This window comes from Pseudomonas sp. Root562, assembly GCF_001427125.1.
In the GTDB taxonomy this organism is placed as follows: Bacteria; Pseudomonadota; Gammaproteobacteria; order Pseudomonadales; family Pseudomonadaceae; genus Aquipseudomonas.
Genome location: NZ_LMGK01000004.1, coordinates 74,506 through 92,066, shown reverse-complemented (window position 1 = coordinate 92,066; position 17,561 = coordinate 74,506). Strand labels below are relative to the sequence as shown.

General features: G+C 59.6%; 16 protein-coding genes. 4 read left to right on the top strand and 12 right to left on the bottom strand.

Annotation, left to right across the window (positions count from 1 at the left end):
- Positions 1–63: 63 nt before the first annotated feature.
- From ASD60_RS05275 to gcl, 8 genes are all read right to left on the bottom strand, one after another.
- A complete protein-coding gene (locus ASD60_RS05275) occupies positions 64–1,059 on the bottom strand; it encodes a sulfate ABC transporter substrate-binding protein (protein ID WP_056852982.1) in 996 nt (331 codons plus the stop codon).
- A gap of 93 nt (positions 1,060–1,152) precedes the next feature.
- Complete coding sequence (locus ASD60_RS05270; RefSeq protein WP_056852981.1) at positions 1,153–1,977, bottom strand: ion transporter; 825 nt, start codon at positions 1,975–1,977, stop codon at positions 1,153–1,155.
- A 21-nt stretch (positions 1,978–1,998) separates the two neighbouring features.
- Positions 1,999–2,913 (bottom strand): urea transporter, encoded by a 915-nt coding sequence (locus tag ASD60_RS05265; protein WP_056852980.1) that lies wholly within the window; start codon positions 2,911–2,913, stop codon positions 1,999–2,001.
- Between the two features lie 187 nt (positions 2,914–3,100).
- Positions 3,101–4,516, bottom strand: a complete 1,416-nt coding sequence (gene pyk / locus ASD60_RS05260) for a pyruvate kinase (RefSeq protein WP_056852979.1) — start codon at positions 4,514–4,516, stop codon at positions 3,101–3,103.
- Positions 4,513–5,787, bottom strand: coding sequence for a glycerate kinase type-2 family protein (locus ASD60_RS05255; RefSeq protein ID WP_056852978.1), 1,275 nt, complete (start codon positions 5,785–5,787; stop codon positions 4,513–4,515). The genes pyk and ASD60_RS05255 overlap by 4 nt, the downstream gene beginning before the upstream one ends.
- Positions 5,788–5,935: 148 nt before the next feature.
- A complete protein-coding gene (locus ASD60_RS05250) occupies positions 5,936–6,829 on the bottom strand; it encodes a 2-hydroxy-3-oxopropionate reductase (RefSeq protein ID WP_056852977.1) in 894 nt (297 codons plus the stop codon).
- Positions 6,830–7,029: 200 nt separating this feature from the next.
- On the bottom strand, positions 7,030–7,815 hold the full coding sequence (gene hyi / locus ASD60_RS05245; RefSeq protein WP_269083287.1) for a hydroxypyruvate isomerase: 786 nt from the start codon (positions 7,813–7,815) through the stop codon (positions 7,030–7,032).
- Between the two features lie 112 nt (positions 7,816–7,927).
- Positions 7,928–9,703, bottom strand: a complete 1,776-nt coding sequence (gcl, locus tag ASD60_RS05240) for a glyoxylate carboligase (RefSeq protein WP_015096202.1) — start codon at positions 9,701–9,703, stop codon at positions 7,928–7,930.
- Positions 9,704–9,971: 268 nt separating this feature from the next.
- Between gcl and ASD60_RS05235 the strand changes: the two genes are divergently transcribed.
- Together ASD60_RS05235 and ASD60_RS05230 are read left to right on the top strand one after the other, a co-directional pair.
- Positions 9,972–10,412 carry a GlcG/HbpS family heme-binding protein gene (locus ASD60_RS05235; RefSeq protein ID WP_056852976.1) on the top strand — a complete coding sequence of 147 codons (441 nt, stop codon included), beginning with the start codon at positions 9,972–9,974 and terminating at the stop codon, positions 10,410–10,412.
- A 209-nt stretch (positions 10,413–10,621) separates the two neighbouring features.
- The gene (locus tag ASD60_RS05230) at positions 10,622–11,080 is read left to right on the top strand and encodes an REP-associated tyrosine transposase (protein WP_056852975.1); all 459 of its coding nucleotides are present in this window, start codon (positions 10,622–10,624) and stop codon (positions 11,078–11,080) included.
- A 126-nt stretch (positions 11,081–11,206) separates the two neighbouring features.
- On the opposite strand, the gene ASD60_RS05225 is transcribed toward ASD60_RS05230, so the two are convergent.
- Entirely contained in the window at positions 11,207–11,812 is a 606-nt protein-coding gene (locus ASD60_RS05225; protein WP_056852974.1) for a TetR/AcrR family transcriptional regulator, read from the bottom strand.
- Positions 11,813–11,945: 133 nt separating this feature from the next.
- Between ASD60_RS05225 and ASD60_RS05220 the strand changes: the two genes are divergently transcribed.
- Entirely contained in the window at positions 11,946–12,860 is a 915-nt protein-coding gene (locus ASD60_RS05220) for a DUF808 domain-containing protein (protein WP_056852973.1), read from the top strand.
- A gap of 113 nt (positions 12,861–12,973) precedes the next feature.
- Here the strand turns inward: ASD60_RS05220 and ASD60_RS05215 are convergent, their stop codons facing one another.
- Both ASD60_RS05215 and ASD60_RS05210 read right to left on the bottom strand, forming a co-directional pair.
- Positions 12,974–13,762 carry an MlaA family lipoprotein gene (locus ASD60_RS05215; protein ID WP_056852972.1) on the bottom strand — a complete coding sequence of 263 codons (789 nt, stop codon included), beginning with the start codon at positions 13,760–13,762 and terminating at the stop codon, positions 12,974–12,976.
- The gene (locus ASD60_RS05210; protein WP_056852971.1) at positions 13,755–15,053 is read right to left on the bottom strand and encodes a serine/threonine protein kinase; all 1,299 of its coding nucleotides are present in this window, start codon (positions 15,051–15,053) and stop codon (positions 13,755–13,757) included. The genes ASD60_RS05215 and ASD60_RS05210 overlap by 8 nt, the downstream gene beginning before the upstream one ends.
- Before the next feature lie 223 nt (positions 15,054–15,276).
- Here ASD60_RS05210 and ASD60_RS05205 point away from each other — a divergent pair, with 223 nt between their 5' ends.
- A complete protein-coding gene (locus ASD60_RS05205) occupies positions 15,277–15,645 on the top strand; it encodes a hypothetical protein (RefSeq protein WP_056852970.1) in 369 nt (122 codons plus the stop codon).
- 121 nt (positions 15,646–15,766) lie between these two features.
- On the opposite strand, the gene ASD60_RS05200 is transcribed toward ASD60_RS05205, so the two are convergent.
- Positions 15,767–17,362 carry a glycoside hydrolase family 17 protein gene (locus ASD60_RS05200; RefSeq protein WP_056852969.1) on the bottom strand — a complete coding sequence of 532 codons (1,596 nt, stop codon included), beginning with the start codon at positions 17,360–17,362 and terminating at the stop codon, positions 15,767–15,769.
- Positions 17,363–17,561: the final 199 nt, after the last annotated feature.

Genomic DNA, 17,561 nt, shown 5'->3' with positions numbered 1-17,561 from the left:
TTCTATCAAAGGCAAAAAGGCGACCTGCCCGGGTCGCCTTTTTTTGGGGCCCGAACTCAGGGTTTACGGAGCATAAATCTGGTCGAAAACACCGCCATCATTGAAGTGGGTTTTCTGCACGGTGCGCCAGTCACCGAAGGTCTTTTCCACCGACAGGAAGTCGACTTTCGGGAAGCGGTCGGTGTATTTGGCCAGCACGGCCGGGTCGCGCGGACGCAGGTAGTTGGCCGCAGCGATTTCCTGGCCTTGCGGCGACCACAGGTATTTCAGGTATTCCTCGGCAGCGGCGCGGGTGCCTTTCTTGTCGACGGTTTTGTCGACCACGGACACCGGTGGCTCGGCTTCAGCGGAGACGCTTGGGTAGATCACTTCGAACTGGTCGCGGCCGAATTCGCGGGCGATCATTTCCGCTTCGTTTTCAAAGGTCACCAGCACGTCGCCGATCTGGTTGGTCATGAACGTCGTCGTAGCGGCGCGGCCACCGGTGTCCAGTACAGGCGCTTGCTTGAACAGCTTGCCGACGAAGTCTTTGGCCTTGTTTTCGTCGCCGCCGTTTTTCAGCACATAGCCCCACGCCGACAGGTAGGTGTAGCGACCGTTACCGGAAGTTTTCGGGTTCGGCACGATGACTTGCACGCCATCCTTGAGCAAGTCCGGCCAGTCTTTCAGGGCTTTCGGGTTGCCCTTGCGCACGATGAACACCGTGGCTGAAGTGAACGGTGCACTGTTGTTCGGCAGGCGGGTGACCCAGTTGTCCGGCACCAGTTTGCCGTTGTCCGCCAGGGCGTTGATGTCGGTGGCCATGTTCATGGTGATCACGTCAGCCGGCAAACCATCGATGACTGAGCGCGCCTGTTTGCTGGAACCGCCGAACGACATTTGCAGAGTGATGTTTTCGTTGTGCTCGGCTTGCCAGTGCTTCTGGAACGCAGTGTTGTAGTCCTTGTAGAAATCGCGCATCACGTCGTAGGAAACGTTGAGCAGGGTCGGTGCAGCCTGAGCCACGCTAGACAGGGCCAGACCAGCCGCCAGGAATGAAGCGCCAAAGAGTTTTTTCACTGCGAATTCCTTGTTCTATTAAAAATGAGAGGCAATTTGCCAGCGACTATAGCCGGGCTCGCATAGGCCTTTAAAGATTAAAAAGCACTTTGCTTATTCCATTTTTTTGAACAGCGCGTTACCACAACGGGAGCAGAAGGCGGCACCGTGTTCGTGGCTGTTTTTCCGGCACACCGGGCAATCATGTTGCAGCTGTTCGCCGCGCATGGCGTTGGCCAATTCGGCGGTGAAAATCCCGGTGGGCACGGCAATGATCGAGTAACCGGTGATCATCACCAGCGACGAAACCACCTGGCCCAGCGGGGTTTTCGGCACGATGTCACCGAACCCCACGGTGGTCAGGGTCACGATCGCCCAATAGATGCCTTTGGGAATGCTGGTAAAGCCATGTTCCGGACCTTCGATCACGTACATCAGCGTGCCGAACACCGTCACCAGTGTGCAGACACTGACCAGAAACACCACGATCTTCTGCTTGCTGCCACGCAACGCCGACATCAAGTAGTTGGCTTGCTTGAGGTAAGGACTGAGCTTGAGCACGCGGAAGATCCGCAGCATCCGAATGATCCGGATGATCAGCAGGTACTGCGCATCGGCGTAATACAGCGCGAGGATCCCGGGCACGATCGCCAGCAGATCCACCAGCCCGTAAAAACTGAAGGCATAGCGCAAAGGCTTGGGTGAGCAGTACAGGCGCAGGATGTATTCGCCGAGGAAAATGACCGTAAAACCCCACTCGATATAGGCAAGTACATCGGCGTAGTTTTTGTGAATGCTGTCGATGCTGTCGAGCATCACGACCACCAGGCTGGCGAGGATGATCAACAGCAGAATGCCGTCGAAACGCCGGCCGGCCTTGGTATCGCTCTGGAAAATCATGACGTAAAGGTCTTCACGCCAATTTTTGCTGCTGTTCATGGAAAACGCCTGACTCGATGATCAGCGCAGCCTAGGTTGATTCTCCTCCAGAGTGCAAGGCGTATGGGGGACAGTGGCCTTGGCAAATATTTGCGCAACACTGCCAACCAGCCAGCAGGCAAGGATGAATGGCGCGGTCAAGGTCGGCATGCCGGCGGCGGCAAACATCGGTGTCAGCAGCAGCGCCAGTCCGATGCCGACCAGCGGCAGCCACGGGTGCTGGCGTTGCGAGCTGAGGGCGAGGGCGGCGAGTACGGCGTTGTATCCACCGAGGCCGAGCAACGCATTGTAGAAATCATGATTCAACATGCTCCAGCCCATGCCCGCGACAGAGGCCAGCAATGCCCAACAGAACGCACGGCGATCAGCGATCAGCAATCCGGCTGCAATCATCGCACCGGCCAGCGGATGACCGAGGAACATCACCTGGCCAATGCCTTTGAGCGGTGCGGCCAGCATGTTCAGCGGGCTGACTTCGATCAAGTACGCTGTTGTCGACGGTGTCGCGAAACACAGCAGCAGCCAGCCCAGCACGACGAAGGGCGTGGTGTAGGCGGGCAGGTACTGGCTGAGTCGCACGCGCTTGATCCACTGTTGCGTGATCATTGCGCTCAGGCCTCCAGCGGCCAGAATCAGCGGCGGCATCAGCGCCGACCAAGGGAAATACAGGCTCAGCAGCAGACCGAGCAGCACGCCGTTGTAGCTGAACAACCCGGCCTGGCGATCAGCCTTGGCATAGTTGCGGCGTTGCGCGGTGAGCAAACCGGCGACGCCGCCAAGCATTGCTCCGCCAAGCAGGGCTGGGGCGGTGAACAGGATGGCTGAAAGAATCAGCAAACCGCACAGCGGATTGCGCTGGAGGAAAATCTGGCTGAAGCCGTTGAGCAAGGCTTCGGCCCAGTCGGGGCAGTGGGTATTGAAGTGATTGGCAGGCATGATGAAGTCTAGGGCAGTGGGAAAAACCAAGGTCTTGCACGAACTTTGTGGCGAGGGAGCTCGCTCCCGCTGGGCTGCGAAGCAGCCCAAACTCGCTCAATGCGGTTTCTCTGTGGAACCCGTCATCAAAGCGACGACTGCTGCGCCGCCGAGCGGGAGCGAGCTCCCGCGCCACAGGCGTTGATCTTTAAATCAATGTTTCGATGCGCAAGGAGTTAGTCGACCCCGGCTGCCCAAACGGCACACCCGCAGTGATCAACAACGTGTCGCCGCGCTGCGCCATTCCTTGGGCCTGGGCGATCTCCAGGGCTGTTGAGCAGACTTCATCGACCTGACGCAGGCGATCGTTGACTACCGAGTGCACACCCCAGGCCACGGTCAGGCGACGAGCGGTTTGCAGGTTCGGTGTCAGGTTGAGGATCGGCACGGTCGGCCGTTCACGCGCAGCGCGCAAACTTGAAGTGCCCGACTCGCTGTAATTCACCAATACCGCCACCGGCAATACGTTGCTGATCCGGCGGATCGCGCAACTGATGGCATCGGAAACCGTGGCCTCGGCTTTCGGGCGGCTGACGTCGAGTTGTGCCTGATAGTCAGGGCCGTTTTCCACTTGGCGGATGATCTTGCTCATCATCTGCACGGCTTCGAGCGGGTATTCGCCAGACGCCGTTTCCGCCGACAGCATCACCGCGTCCGCACCTTCGGCCACGGCGTTGGCCACGTCGGTAACCTCGGCGCGGGTCGGGGCCGGTGAGAAGCGCATCGACTCCAGCATTTGCGTGGCCACCACCACCGGTTTACCGAGTTCGCGGCAGGTGCTGATGATGTTTTTCTGGATCTGGGGCACGCTTTCCGCCGGGACTTCCACGCCCAGGTCGCCGCGCGCGACCATGATCGCGTCGCTCAACTCGGCGATTTCCCGCAGTTGTTCAACCGCCGAAGGTTTCTCGATCTTGGCCATCAGGAACGCTTTATCGCCGATCAGTGTGCGGGCTTCGCGGATGTCGTCCGGGCGCTGTACGAACGACAGCGCCACCCAGTCCACACCCAGTTCCAGACCGAAACTCAGATCGCGACGATCCTTGGCGGTCAGCGGACTCAGGTCGAGCACTGCTTGCGGCACGTTCACCCCTTTGCGATCCGACAGTTCGCCGCCATTGAGCACCGTGGTGTCGATGGCGTCGGCGTACTTGGTGACCACCCGCAGGCGCAGCTTGCCGTCGTCCAGCAGCAGGTCCATGCCCGGCTCCAGCGCCGCAATGATCTCCGGATGTGGCAGATTGACCCGGCGCTCATCGCCCGGCGTGGTATCCAGGTCCAGGCGCAGGGCCTGGCCGCGCACCAGTTGCACCTTGCCCTCGGCAAACTTGCCAACCCGCAGTTTCGGGCCTTGCAGGTCCATCAGGATCCCCAGCGGGTAATTCAACTGGCGCTCGACCTCGCGGATCCACTGGTAGCGCTGGGCATGGTCGGCGTGATCGCCGTGGCTGAAGTTCAGGCGGAAGATGTTGACCCCCGCCAGCACCAACTCGCGGATGTCGTCGATACCGTCGATGGCCGGGCCGAGGGTGGCGAGGATTTTGACCTTTTTATCAGGCGTCATGATGTTGGGCTCTCGAGGATCAGGATGGCGCGGAAGTCGTTGACATTGGTACGGGTCGGCTCGGTGACGATCAATGCGTCGAGCGCCTCGAAGTAGCCATAGCCATTGTTGTTGTCCAACTCGTCGCTGGCGCTCAAGCCAAGGGCGGCGGCGCGGGCGTAGCTGTCGGGGGTCATGATGGCGCCGGCGTTGTCTTCGGACCCATCGATGCCATCGGTATCGCCGGCCAGCGCATAGACGCCGGGCAGCCCCTTGAGGCTGTCGGTCAGGCTGAGCAGGAACTCGGCGTTGCGTCCGCCACGGCCGTTGCCGCGCACGGTGACGGTGGTTTCGCCGCCGGAAAGAATCACGCAGGGCGCCGCCAGCGGTTGGCCGTGCAATACGATTTGCCGGGCGATGCCGGCGTGGACCTTCGCCACGTCTCGGGATTCACCTTCCAGGTCGCCGAGGATCAGCGGGCTGAAGCCGGCCTGACGGCATTTCACGGCCGCCGCTTCCAGTGACTGCTGCGGGCGGGCGATCAACTGGAAATGACTGCGGGCCAGGCTCGGATCGCCAGGCTTGACCGTTTCCGACTCCGGACTTTGCAGCCAGGTGCGCACCGAGGCCGGTACTTCGATGTGGTAGCGCTTGAGGATCGCCAGGGCTTCGGCGGATGTACTCGGGTCGGCCACGGTAGGGCCGGAGGCGATGACCGTGGCGAGGTCGCCCGGCACATCGGAAATCGCGTAGGTATAAACAGTGGCCGGCCAGCAGGCTTTGCCCAGCCGTCCACCTTTGATCGCCGAGAGGTGCTTGCGCACGCAGTTCATCTCGCCAATGGTCGCGCCAGACTTGAGCAGGGCTTTGTTGATCGATTGCTTGTCGGCCAGGGTGATGCCCTCGGCCGGCAGTGCCAGAAGGGCTGAGCCGCCACCGGAGAGCAGGAAGATCACCCGGTCGGTTTCCGTCAGGTTGCTGACCAGTTCGAATACGCGCTTGGCCACGGCTTGACCGGCCGCGTCAGGCACGGGGTGTGCGGCTTCGACCACTTCGATTTTTTCGCAGGGGGCGCCGTGACCGTAACGGGTCACCACCAGACCGGAGACTTCACCCTGCCAGCAGCGCTCGACCACCTGGGCCATGGCGGCTGCGGCTTTACCGGCACCGATGACGATCACTCGACCACTGCGGTCGGCAGGCAAATGAGCTTCGAGGACTTGCTGCGGATGCGCCGCGTCGATGGCTGTGGCAAACAGCTCGCGCAGCAGTTGTTGCGGATCGACCGACATGGCGGGCTCCCAATCTTATTGTTCTTGGTTAATGCTTCCCACGCTCTGCGTGGGAATGCCTCAATGGACGCTCTGCGTCCGCTTTGGGACGCAGAGCGTCCCGGGCTGCATTCCCACGCAGAGCGTGGGAACGAGCGGCGGGGCAGGATTAGTTCTTATCGCGAATCGAGAAATTCGCCATGTGTTCCAGGCCCTTGATCAGCGCCGAGTGGTCCCAGTTACTGCCACCGATGGCCGCGCAGGTGCTGAACACTTGCTGGGCGTTGGCGGTGTTCGGCAGGTTGATGTTCAGTTCCTTGGCACCTTGCAGGGCCAGGTTCAGGTCCTTCTGGTGCAGGCTGATGCGGAAGCCTGGATCAAAGGTGCCCTTGATCATGCGCTCGCCGTGCACTTCGAGGATCTTCGACGAAGCGAAACCGCCCATCAGTGCTTCACGCACCTTGGCTGGGTCGGCACCGTTCTTCGCCGCGAACAGCAGGGCTTCGGCCACTGCCTGGATGTTCAGCGCAACGATGATCTGGTTTGCCACTTTCGCGGTCTGACCGTCGCCGTTACCACCAACCAGGGTGATGTTCTTGCCCATTGCCTGGAACAGCGGCAAGGCGCGTTCGAAGGCATCGGCATCGCCGCCGACCATGATGCTCAGGGTCGCAGCCTTGGCGCCAACTTCACCGCCGGACACCGGGGCGTCGAGGTATTGCGCGCCTTTCTCGTTGATCTTGGCCGCGAAAACCTTGGTGGCGGTCGGCGAGATCGAGCTCATGTCGATCACGACTTTGCCTTTGCCGATACCCGCGGCAATGCCGTCGGCGCGGAACAGCACGTCATCGACCTGCGGGGTATCCGGCACCATGACGATGATGAATTCAGCTTCCTGGGCGACTTCTTTCGGGTTCGCCAGGGCAACGGCGCCAGCAGCAACCAGATCGGCAGGCGCGGCGTCGTGGTGTGCCGACAGGAACAGGCTGTGACCGGCTTTCTGCAGGTTCGCCGCCATTGGGTGGCCCATGATGCCGGTGCCGATAAATCCGATTTTAGCCATGAAAAAATCCTCTTGTTTTTGTGTAGCCAAATAATGTGCCGAACACACTTTGTGGCGAGGGAGCTTGCTCCCGCTCGGCTGCGAAGCAGTCGTAGATCCTGAGAACCGGTTCTGCCCGAATCACCATAGTGAATGGCTGTTGGGGGCGCTTCGCACCCCAGCGGGAGCAAGCTCCCTCGCCACAGAGGCCCGGTTTAAACTCAGATCGCGTTATGGGTTTTCAACCAGCCGAGGCCGGCTTCAGTGGTGGTCAGCGGCTTGTATTCGCAGCCGACCCAACCCTGGTAACCGATGCGGTCCAGGTGTTCGAACAGGAAGCGGTAGTTGATCTCACCGGTGCCTGGTTCGTTGCGCCCCGGGTTGTCCGCGAGCTGTACATGGTTGATCTCGCCCAGATGCGATTGCAGGGTGCGGGCCAGGTCGCCTTCCATGATTTGCATGTGGTAGATGTCGTATTGCAGGAACAGGTTGGCGCTGCCGACCTGCTCGCGAATCGACAGGGCTTGCGCGGTGTTGTTCAGGTAGAAGCCCGGGATGTCGCGGGTGTTGATCGCTTCCATCACCAGTTTGATGCCCGCCGCTTGCAGCTTGTCGGCGGCGTACTTGAGGTTGGCGACGAAGGTCTTCTCGACAGTGGCATCGTCCACGCCTTGCGGACGAATGCCGGCCAGGCAGTTGACCTGGGAGTTGCCCAGCACTTGCGCGTAAGCGATGGCCAGGTCGACTCCGGCGCGGAATTCTTCAACCCGGTCCGGCAGGCACGCGATACCGCGTTCGCCCTTGGCCCAGTCACCGGCCGGCAGATTGAACAGCACTTGGGTCAGACCGTTGGCGTCGAGCCTGGCCTTGATTTCGGCCGAGCTGAAGTCGTACGGGAACAGGTATTCGACACCACTGAAACCGGCCTTGGCGGCGGCGTCGAAACGGGCAAGGAAATCCTGTTCGGTGAACAGCATGGACAGGTTGGCTGCGAAACGCGGTCCCACGCTCTGCGTGGGAATGCCTCAATGGACGCTCTGCGTCCGCTTTGGGACGCAGAGCGTCCCGGGCTGCATTCCCACGCAGAGCGTGGGAACGATCATTCAGAGCGGTCAGCAGTTAATCAAGCAACGAAATCGCTGTTGGCGCATCGTTGCCGACCAGCGCCAGGTCTTCGAATTCGTTGACGGCGTTGATCTCGGTGCCCATGGAAATGTTGGTCACGCGTTCCAGAATAATCTCAACGATGACGGGCACCTTGAACTCTTCGATCAGTTCCTGAGCCTTGCGCAGGGCAGGCTGGATCTGAGCCGGTTCGAACACACGCAGTGCCTTGCAACCGAGGCCTTCGGCAACCGCGACGTGGTCGACACCGTAACCGTTGAGTTCCGGCGCGTTGAGGTTATCGAAGGACAGCTGCACGCAGTAATCCATGTCGAAACCGCGCTGTGCCTGACGAATCAGACCCAGGTACGAGTTGTTTACCACAACATGAATGTACGGCAGCTTGAACTGCGCGCCCACTGCCAATTCTTCGATCATGAACTGGAAGTCATAGTCCCCCGACAGGGCCACGACTTTACGGTTCGGATCAGCCTTGACCACACCCAGCGCTGCCGGAATGGTCCAGCCGAGCGGGCCGGCCTGACCGCAGTTGATCCAGTGACGCGGTTTGTAGACGTGCAGGAACTGCGCGCCGGCAATCTGCGACAGACCGATGGTGCTGACGTAGCAAGTGTCTTTGCCGAACACCTGGTTCATCTCTTCGTAAACGCGCTGCGGCTTGACCGGCACGTTGTCGAAGTGAGTCTTGCGTTGCAGGCTGGCCTTGCGCTGCTGGCAATCCTGCAGCCAGGCACTGCGGTTCTTCAGTTTGCCGGCGGCTTGCCATTCGCGAGCGACTTCGATGAACACGGTCAGCGCGGCGGCAGCGTCGGAAACGATGCCCAGGTCCGGGGTGAACACGCGGCCGATCTGCGTGCCTTCGATGTCGACGTGAATGAACTTGCGGCCTTCGGTATAGACATCGACCGAACCGGTATGACGGTTGGCCCAGCGGTTACCAATGCCCAGGACTACGTCGGATTTCAGCATCGTTGCGTTTCCGTAACGGTGCGAGGTTTGGAGGCCGACCATGCCGACCATCAGTGGGTGATCGTCCGGGATCGTACCCCAGCCCATCAGGGTCGGGATGACCGGGATACCGGTCAACTCGGCGAATTCCACCAGCAGGTCACTGGCGTCGGCATTGATGATCCCGCCACCGGCTACCAGCAATGGGCGTTCGGCCTGATCCAGCAAGGCCAGAGCCTTCTCGACCTGGACGCGACTGGCGGTCGGCTTGGCCAGCGGCAGTGGCTGGTAAGCGTCGATGTCGAATTCGATTTCAGCCATCTGCACGTCGAACGGCAGGTCGATCAGCACAGGACCAGGGCGGCCGGAGCGCATTTCATAAAAGGCTTTCTGGAACGCGTAGGGCACCTGGCCCGGTTCGAGAACGGTGGTTGCCCATTTGGTCACTGGCTTGACGATGCTGGTGATGTCGACAGCCTGGAAGTCTTCCTTGTGCATACGGGCGCGGGGTGCTTGCCCGGTGATGCAGAGGATTGGAATCGAGTCGGCCGAGGCGCTGTAGAGCCCGGTGACCATGTCGGTGCCGGCAGGGCCGGAAGTACCGATGCACACGCCGATGTTGCCGGCCTTGGTGCGGGTGTAACCCTCGGCCATGTGCGAGGCGCCTTCAACGTGGCGAGCGAGTACGTGATCGATGCCGCCGACCTTTTGCAGGGCGGAGTACAGCGGGTTGATGGCAGCACCCGGGATGCCAAAAGCGGTATCAACCCCTTCACGGCGCATCACCAGAACGGCGGCTTCGATTGCTCTCATTTTGCTCATGGTTTTGTGCCTCTTTACGTTTTGTAATTGTATACAAGTGGCTTTGCGCAGAGTGTATTCACGGCGGACGGCGCAGGTCAATCCATTTTCTCAAGCGCTCGTTTCATTCGTCGGAAGCCTGTTCTACTGTGGCTTTTCGTCGCATGTGGCGCTTTTCGATAATTATTGTATACAAAAAAATAGTTCATTGTGTTCTATTTGTGGCATCGGACTGCGGCACAACGGCGCAGTCCCACGGCTTTCCGAAAAACAAAATGAGGACGGCACCATGAGCGCTTTAACCTTGAAAGTCGCAGTCAACCTGGTCAACGAGGCCATCACCGCAGGGCGTGCAATCTGCGCAGCGCCCTTGACCATCGCCGTGCTGGACGCTGGCGGACACCTGATCACCCTGCAACGCGAAGACGGCGCCAGCCTGCTGCGCCCGCAGGTCGCCATCGGCAAAGCCTGGGGCGCCATCGCCCTGGGCAAGGGCTCCCGCCTGTTGGCACTGGACGCGCAACAGCGCCCAGCCTTCATCGCCGCGTTGAACAGCCTGGGCCAGGGCAGTGTGGTGCCGGCACCCGGAGGTGTGCTGATTCGGAATCAGGACGGGAACGTGCTTGGGGCGGTGGGGATCAGCGGGGATCTGTCGGATGTGGATGAGCAGTGTGCGATCACTGCGATCGAGGCGTTGGGGTTGAGGGCGGATGCGGGGGTTGTGGCTTGATCTTTGGCGACTGAACCAGCGTCATCGCTGGCAAGCCAGCTCCCACAAGGACTGGGGTGTTCACATATTTTGCGGACACCATCAGACCTGTGGGAGCAGGCTTGCCAGCGATTGCAGTCTGCCAGACACATCCAGCTAAAAGTGTGTGTTACCGCTCAGAGTTTCCCGGTCTAGCCTTTTCATGAGTTCATCATGAGAGAGGCAACGGAATGCCTGATTTCCCCGCATCAAACCGTCTGCGAACAGGCCGCTATGCCGAGCCCAGTCGAATCTATTTGCTGACGACCAACACGCTGGATCGAGAGCCGATTTTTACTGACTTCGCTTTGGGCAGATTGGTGGTTCATCAATTTCGTCGGGCACAGAATCTGGGATTGGCAAAATCACTGGCCTGGGTGGTCATGCCAGACCATTTTCATTGGCTGGTCGAACTGGAAAACTCCTCACTGCGCAGACTAATGCGCGAGACAAAGTCGCTTGTTACTCGAGAGGTGAATTTTTTCAGTAACAGGAACGGGCCGCTTTGGCAGCAGGGCTTTCACGACCGTGCGTTAAGGCGGGAAGATGATTTGGTGAAGATGGCGCGCTATGTAGTGGCCAACCCCTTGCGGGCTGGTCTGGTCGAGAGAATTGGTGATTACCCGCTGTGGGACGCCGTCTGGGTTTGAGTCAATATCGAGTCGCCTTCATCGCTGGCAAGCCAGCTCCCACAGCGAAGTGTGTCGTTCACAAGATTGGGTGCAACACAAAAACCTGTGGGAGCTGGCTTGCCAGCGATGGGCCACCACGGACTATCAATCCGGCTCACACCCCTTCAACACCAACCGAATAATCGTCTGCGCAGCCGCTTCGTAATCCTCTTCGTCGAGCTTGGCCTTGCCGGTGATGGCGGTGATTTGCCAGTCGAAGTCGGCGTAGGTCTGGGTCGCAGCCCAGATACTGAACATCAGGTGGTTGGGGTCGATCGGGGCGATCTGGCCGCGGTCGATCCAGCTCTGGATGCACTCGATGTTGTGCTTGGCCTGGCTGTTGAGCTGTTCCACCAGGTCGGTGCTCAGGTGCGGTGCGCCGTGCATGATTTCGCTGGCAAACACCTTGGAGGCGAAAGGCAGGTCGCGGGAGATGCGGATTTTCGAGCGAATGTAGCCGCTCAGCACTTCGCTGGGCACGCCGTCGGGGTTGAATGGCGTCGAGGCTTGAAGGATCGGTTCGATGATACTTTCCAGGACCTCGCGGTAGAGGTTTTCCTTGGATTTGAAGTAGTAGTAGACGTTGGGCTTGGGCAATCCCGCCTTGGCTGCGATATCGCTGGTTTTGGTCGCTGCGAAGCCCTTGTCGGCAAATTCTTCACTGGCGGCACGCAGGATCAGTTGTTTGTTGCGCTCGCGGATGGTGCTCATAAACCAGGGGGTTCCTTGCCTGTTCTGGCGGTTGCGCATGGTAGCACCGGCGTTCGGCGGCGCTCAAGAATGCACCATGCGGCGCTCGGCCACGCTATGCTGCACCGCATTTACTGAAGAAGGAAACCGATTCATGGCAGGAAGCAGTTTGCTGTTGCTGATCGACGACATTGCTGCGGTGCTGGATGACGTGGCCCTGATGACCAAAATGGCCGCCAAGAAGACGGCCGGCGTGCTGGGTGATGATCTGGCGCTCAATGCCCAGCAGGTCAGCGGTGTGCGTGCCGAACGGGAAATTCCGGTGGTGTGGGCGGTAGCCAAGGGCTCGTTCATCAACAAGCTGATTCTGGTGCCGTCGGCCATTGCCATCAGCGCGTTCATCCCATGGCTGGTCACGCCATTGTTGATGGTCGGTGGCGCTTATCTGTGTTTCGAGGGCTTCGAGAAACTTGCGCACAAGTTCTTGCACAGCAAAGCCGAAGATCAGGCTGAACATGCCGAACTGGTCGAGGCGGTAGCGGACCCGGCGGTGGACCTGGTGGCGTTCGAGAAGGACAAGATCAAAGGCGCCATTCGTACCGATTTCATCCTTTCCGCAGAAATCATTGCCATTACCCTTGGCGTTGTCGCTGACTCGGCGCTGACCCAGCAAATCGTCGTGCTCTCGGGCATCGCTATTGTCATGACTGTCGGCGTATACGGGCTGGTGGCCGGCATCGTCAAGCTCGATGATCTAGGCCTGTGGCTGACACAGAAACCCGGCCAAGTGGCCAAAAACATCGGCGGCGGGATTCTACGCGCGGCGCCGTACATGATGAAAAGCCTGTCGGTGATCGGCACGGCGGCGATGTTCCTGGTGGGTGGCGGCATCCTGACCCACGGCGTGCCGGTGGTGCATCACTGGATCGAAAGTGTCAGCGCAGCGGCGGGCGGTGCCGGGTTTATCGTGCCAACGTTGCTCAATGCGGTCGCGGGAATTGTGGCTGGGGCGGTGGTGTTGCTTGGGGTGATGGCTATCAGCAAAATCTGGAAAGTTGCGAGAGGCTGAAAATAACGCAGCCTGCGATAGCTCCTACAGGCTGCGATCTTGGCGATGTATGCCGCGCAAAATGAAAAAGGCCATTCGACTGGAATCGAATGGCCTTTTTTGTTGCCGCCGAATTACTCGGCTATCTGCAGTTTGCGCGACTCGGTGTACACGTAACGCACCTTCTCGTACTCGAACGGCGAGTTCAGCTGGCCATAGCGGAAGCTGGTCTGATAGCGCTTGTCGACGCCACGCAGGACCCAGACTTCCGGATGGTTGGAGCTGACTTCGGCAACGTTGAGGAAGTTGATTGCGTTCTCGGCGCTGTAATCGACCAACAAGCCGCCAGTGTCACGCAGGTTCGACGGGCCAAGTATCGGCAGTACGAAGTAGGCGCCGCCCGGAACACCATAGAAGCCCAGCGTCTGGCCGAAGTCCTCGCTCTGGCGTGGCAGGCCCATGGCGGTGGCCGGGTCCCACAGGCCGGCAATACCAATGGTGGTGTTGAGCAGCAGCCGACCGGTGATCTCCATGGAGCGCTGGCCCTTGAACTGCAACAGGCTGTTCAACAGGTTTGGCACGTCGCCCAGGTTATTGAAGAAGTTGCTGACGCCGGTACGCAAAAAGCTCGGCGTGATGTAGCGATAGCCATCGACCACCGGCAGGAACACCCATTGGTCGAACCGGTAGTTGAAGTGGTAAACGCGACGGTTCCATTCTTCCAGCGGGTCATAGACGTTCAGTGCGCTGAGCGTCGAACGTTCGAACTCACGCTGATCCAGCCCCGGGTTGAATTTGAGTTTGCTCAACGGCTCCTTGAAACCGTCACTGTCGACAACGACTGGAGCATTGGCTTTGCTGTTGTCGGCATTGGCAACGCCTGCACAGAGTAACGCAGCGATAAGCAGGAGATATTTAGCCACGGAAGAACTCCAGCATGGCGTCGCTGTTGACGCGGTAGTTAAGGTTGCCGCAATGGCCGCCCAGCGGGTAAACGGTCAAGCGATCGCCGAACGTCTGGCGCAGGAACCCGAGGTCACCCGGGCCGAGGATCACGTCGTCAGCGTTGTGCATGACGGCAATTTTCGGGCTGTCGCGCAGGTAATCCTTCAGTGCGTACAAGCTCACCTGGTCGATCAGTTGCAGCAGGCTGCCACCGTCGGTGCGCGCACGCCACATCGGGATCACCTGTTCAGTGATGTAGCAGTCGAAATCACACTGCAATGCACGCTTGAGGTACGGGGTGAGACTGGTGCCTTCTGTAATCGGTGTTTTCGGGGGAGTGATCAGGCCGCGGCGGTTGATCAGGTCCGAGGTAAAGGCGATATCGGCCGCCGAGAAGCGGAACGAGGTACCGATCAGCATGGCCATCTGTTCGTTGGTGAGGTGCTGCTTGGACTGCTGGAAGTCGTAGAGCAGGGCATCGTTGAGGTCGATGTAGCCCTTTTGTTGGAAGTAGCGGGTCAACTTGTTCAGTACCAGCTCATAGAAGGTAGTGGTGTTGTTGATGCCCTTGACCTCGGTCTGAACCAGTTTGTCGAGATTGGTGATCGAGGTGTAGAGATTGACCGGCGGGTTGAGCAGCAGCACCTTTTTGAAATTAAAGCTGCGGCGGGTTTCGTCCAGGTGCGCGACGAAGGCTGCATCCAGTGCGCCGAGGCTGTAACCGGTCAGGTAGAAATCGGTCACCGGTACGTTAGGGTTCTGCGCCCGCACGGATTGCATCACCCGGTACATGTCTTCGGCATCTTCCTTGGTGATGCCCGGGGTCGCGAAGCGGGACGCGGCACTCATGAAGTCGAAACTGGTGGGCGACGACAATTGCACCACGTGGTAACCGGCTTTGTAGTAGAGCTTTTTCAGGTATTCGTTGAGGCTGCTGTCGTAGCGCGCGCCCGTGCCGGCGATCAGGAAAATCAGCGGTGCCGCTTTATCCTGGGTGGCGATGCGATAGGTGAGTTTCTTCACTGCCCAAAAATTGTCCGGCAGTTCGAACGCACGCTCAGGGCGCAAGGTGATGCTGCGATCCGACTGATTGATGTCGTCGTCAAGCGGCAGTTCGGGACGCAAATCCGGTGGCGTCGTGGCAATGGTTGCCTCGAACGGGTTAGTCAGGGGATAGCCATAACTGGCGGCGTCGATGTCGACCGCCAGTGCGGACGCACTCAAGATAAGGCCGCCAAACAGGGCGGCGAAGCGCAAGGAACGGAGCATGACTAGATCCCTTAGAGGAAGGTGCCGAATGAAGTTCGCAGGCTATGACCACTGGATTTGCGCCAAAGTGCCACGCATCGGCACCAAACAGGCTTAATTCGGAGTAATAGTAGCTCGACGATACACTTTGCAGCGATTGAAAGGCCAGTTAACTGTTGTTAGCGCTTGCGAAAGACCGTCGGGAGATTAAGCTGACCGCCGTTTTCGTTGATTGGAGTGTTTCATGTCCCGCCGTCTGCCCGTGATCCTGCTGCTCATTGTGCTGCCTCTATGGCTGGCCGCCAGTTATGGCGCGCGTTATGGCTTTATGGAAGATGCACAGTGGGTCGGCCTCTGCGTGGATGAGGCGAGCCGCTGGGAATGTCAGGTTCGCTCGAACCTGGGCCTGATGATTCACTTCAAGATTCTGGGCTATGGCGCACTGGCCGCTGCCATCATCGGCTTTGTCGTGCCGGGACGGGCAGGGTGGTGGCTGGCGGTATTGGCGCTGGCATTGGGTTTTCCGGCTTTGGCCTTGTACAACACGACGCTGGCGGTGTTTGCGGTGGTGATTGCGGGGTTGCGGTTGGTCAGAGAAACCCGTAGCGCTTGACTGTCAGCCATCGCGGGCAAGCCCGCTCCCACAGGTTCATCGGCGAACACGCAATTGTGAACGACAACGATCCTTGTGGGAGCGGGCTTGCCCGCGATGAGGGCCGTAAATTTGATTAGGGTTAAACCTTGCGAACGCGCAAGCAGCGCCACAACGCCGCCACCATCAACCCACTCACCAACGCCCAGCCCCAAGCCTGCTGATTCTGCAGACCTTCCCGGAACAACTGCGGCGCAATGCCCGCTCCGATGATGAAGGTCAGCAACGCGATTTCCCGGCGCGGCACGCTCACCGGACGGCACAGATACACCAGTGCCGGCACGATGAACGCGACGCTCGGGAAGCTGCGGTAGCGCGGGTCAAATACCAGCTCCAGCATGCTCACCGCCGCTGCAAAGCCGATCACCGCAACCAGCCAGCCTGAGCGACGCTCAAGTGCGTTGAACGCCTGTGCTCGCCATCCTGTACGAGGGCTCAGCGTCAGGGCGGCGTGCACCAGCACTAACAGGTTCAGCGCAGTCAGCAATGCCACCCACAACCACTCGCTGGTGAAACGGGTAGTCACGCGGGCGAGGTCGCCCCACACGCCGATGGAGCACGCAGCCAATGCCGCAAACAACGGCAGGACCAGCGCTGCGCGGGTGCTGCGGACGCGGCCGCCCAGCACAAGCGTCCCGACAAAGATCAGGCCGCCCACAACCAGCCACTGCGACCAGTACGGTACGTTCGACACCGGACCGGCCAGCACGCCTTTGTCCTGCCGATCGGCATCGAACAGCCCCCAGTAGCCACCCACGGCGCCTTCACTGGCGCGTTTCCATGGCTGGTCGAAGGCTTCGATCAGGTTGTAGTGCCAGCCGTGCTGCTCGGCCATGGTGACAAAACCGCGAATGAATTTCGCTTCGTTGACTCGGCTCGGCAGAGCGGTTTCGCGCTGACGGCCTTCGCTGGGCCAGCCGGTTTCGCCAATCATCACGTCCTTGGGTGCGAACTTGTTGCCGAACACCTGACGCACTTCGGCGACGTGTTGCAGTGCGGCATCGATGTTCGAAGGATCGTCTTCCCAGTACGGCAACAAGTGGATGGTCAGGAAATCCACGGCCGGCGCGATTTCCGGATGCTTGAGCCAAAACTCCCAGACGTCGGCATAGGTGACGGGTTGCTTGACCTGGCTTTTGACCTTGGTGATCAGCCGGGCCAGTTGTGCCCCGGTGACTTCTTTGCGCAGCAGGGTTTCGTTGCCGACGATCACAGCGGTCACCACGTCGGCGTTGGCGTTGGCCGACGCAATCAGCAGGTCGACTTCTTTTTCGGTATCCACCGTGTTGCTGTTGACCCAGGCGCCGATCATCAGCTTCAAGCCGTGTTTACGTGCGAGGTCGGGCAGGGCTTCGAGCCCGGTCATGGAGTAGGTGCGGATGCATTCGAAGCTTTTGGACAGCAGCGCGAGGTCGGCGTCCATGCGCTCCGGGCGCAGGTTGAACGGTACGTCGAACGGCGATTGGTCTTTGTCAAACGGGGTGTAGGAGGCGCATTGCAGTTTGTGCGTGGCGCTGGCGACATCCGGCAGGGTCACCGGTTTACCAATGCCGTACCAGAAACCACAAAGGGCAAAAAGCCCCAGCAGGCAGGCGAACAGATAAGCAAAAAAAGGAGAGCGAGATGTCGCGGGCATGATCAGGCCGTCTGGGAGCAAAGCGGCGCATGTTACCTGCATTTGTACTGTGCTTGGTGGCTCGCATGATTTTGACATGCAAAGTTCGGGCGGATTGTCCGGGGCGTTTGTCGCCCTCAGGATTAATGGCGTTCTGATGTCGTTTCTCGATGCCTTGAGGTCGCTGGCAGAGCAGGTCGCTTATAGCGTCAGGTTGATTATCGGAGGCGTCAGTACCCTCGTTGATAAACGCGCTGATGAT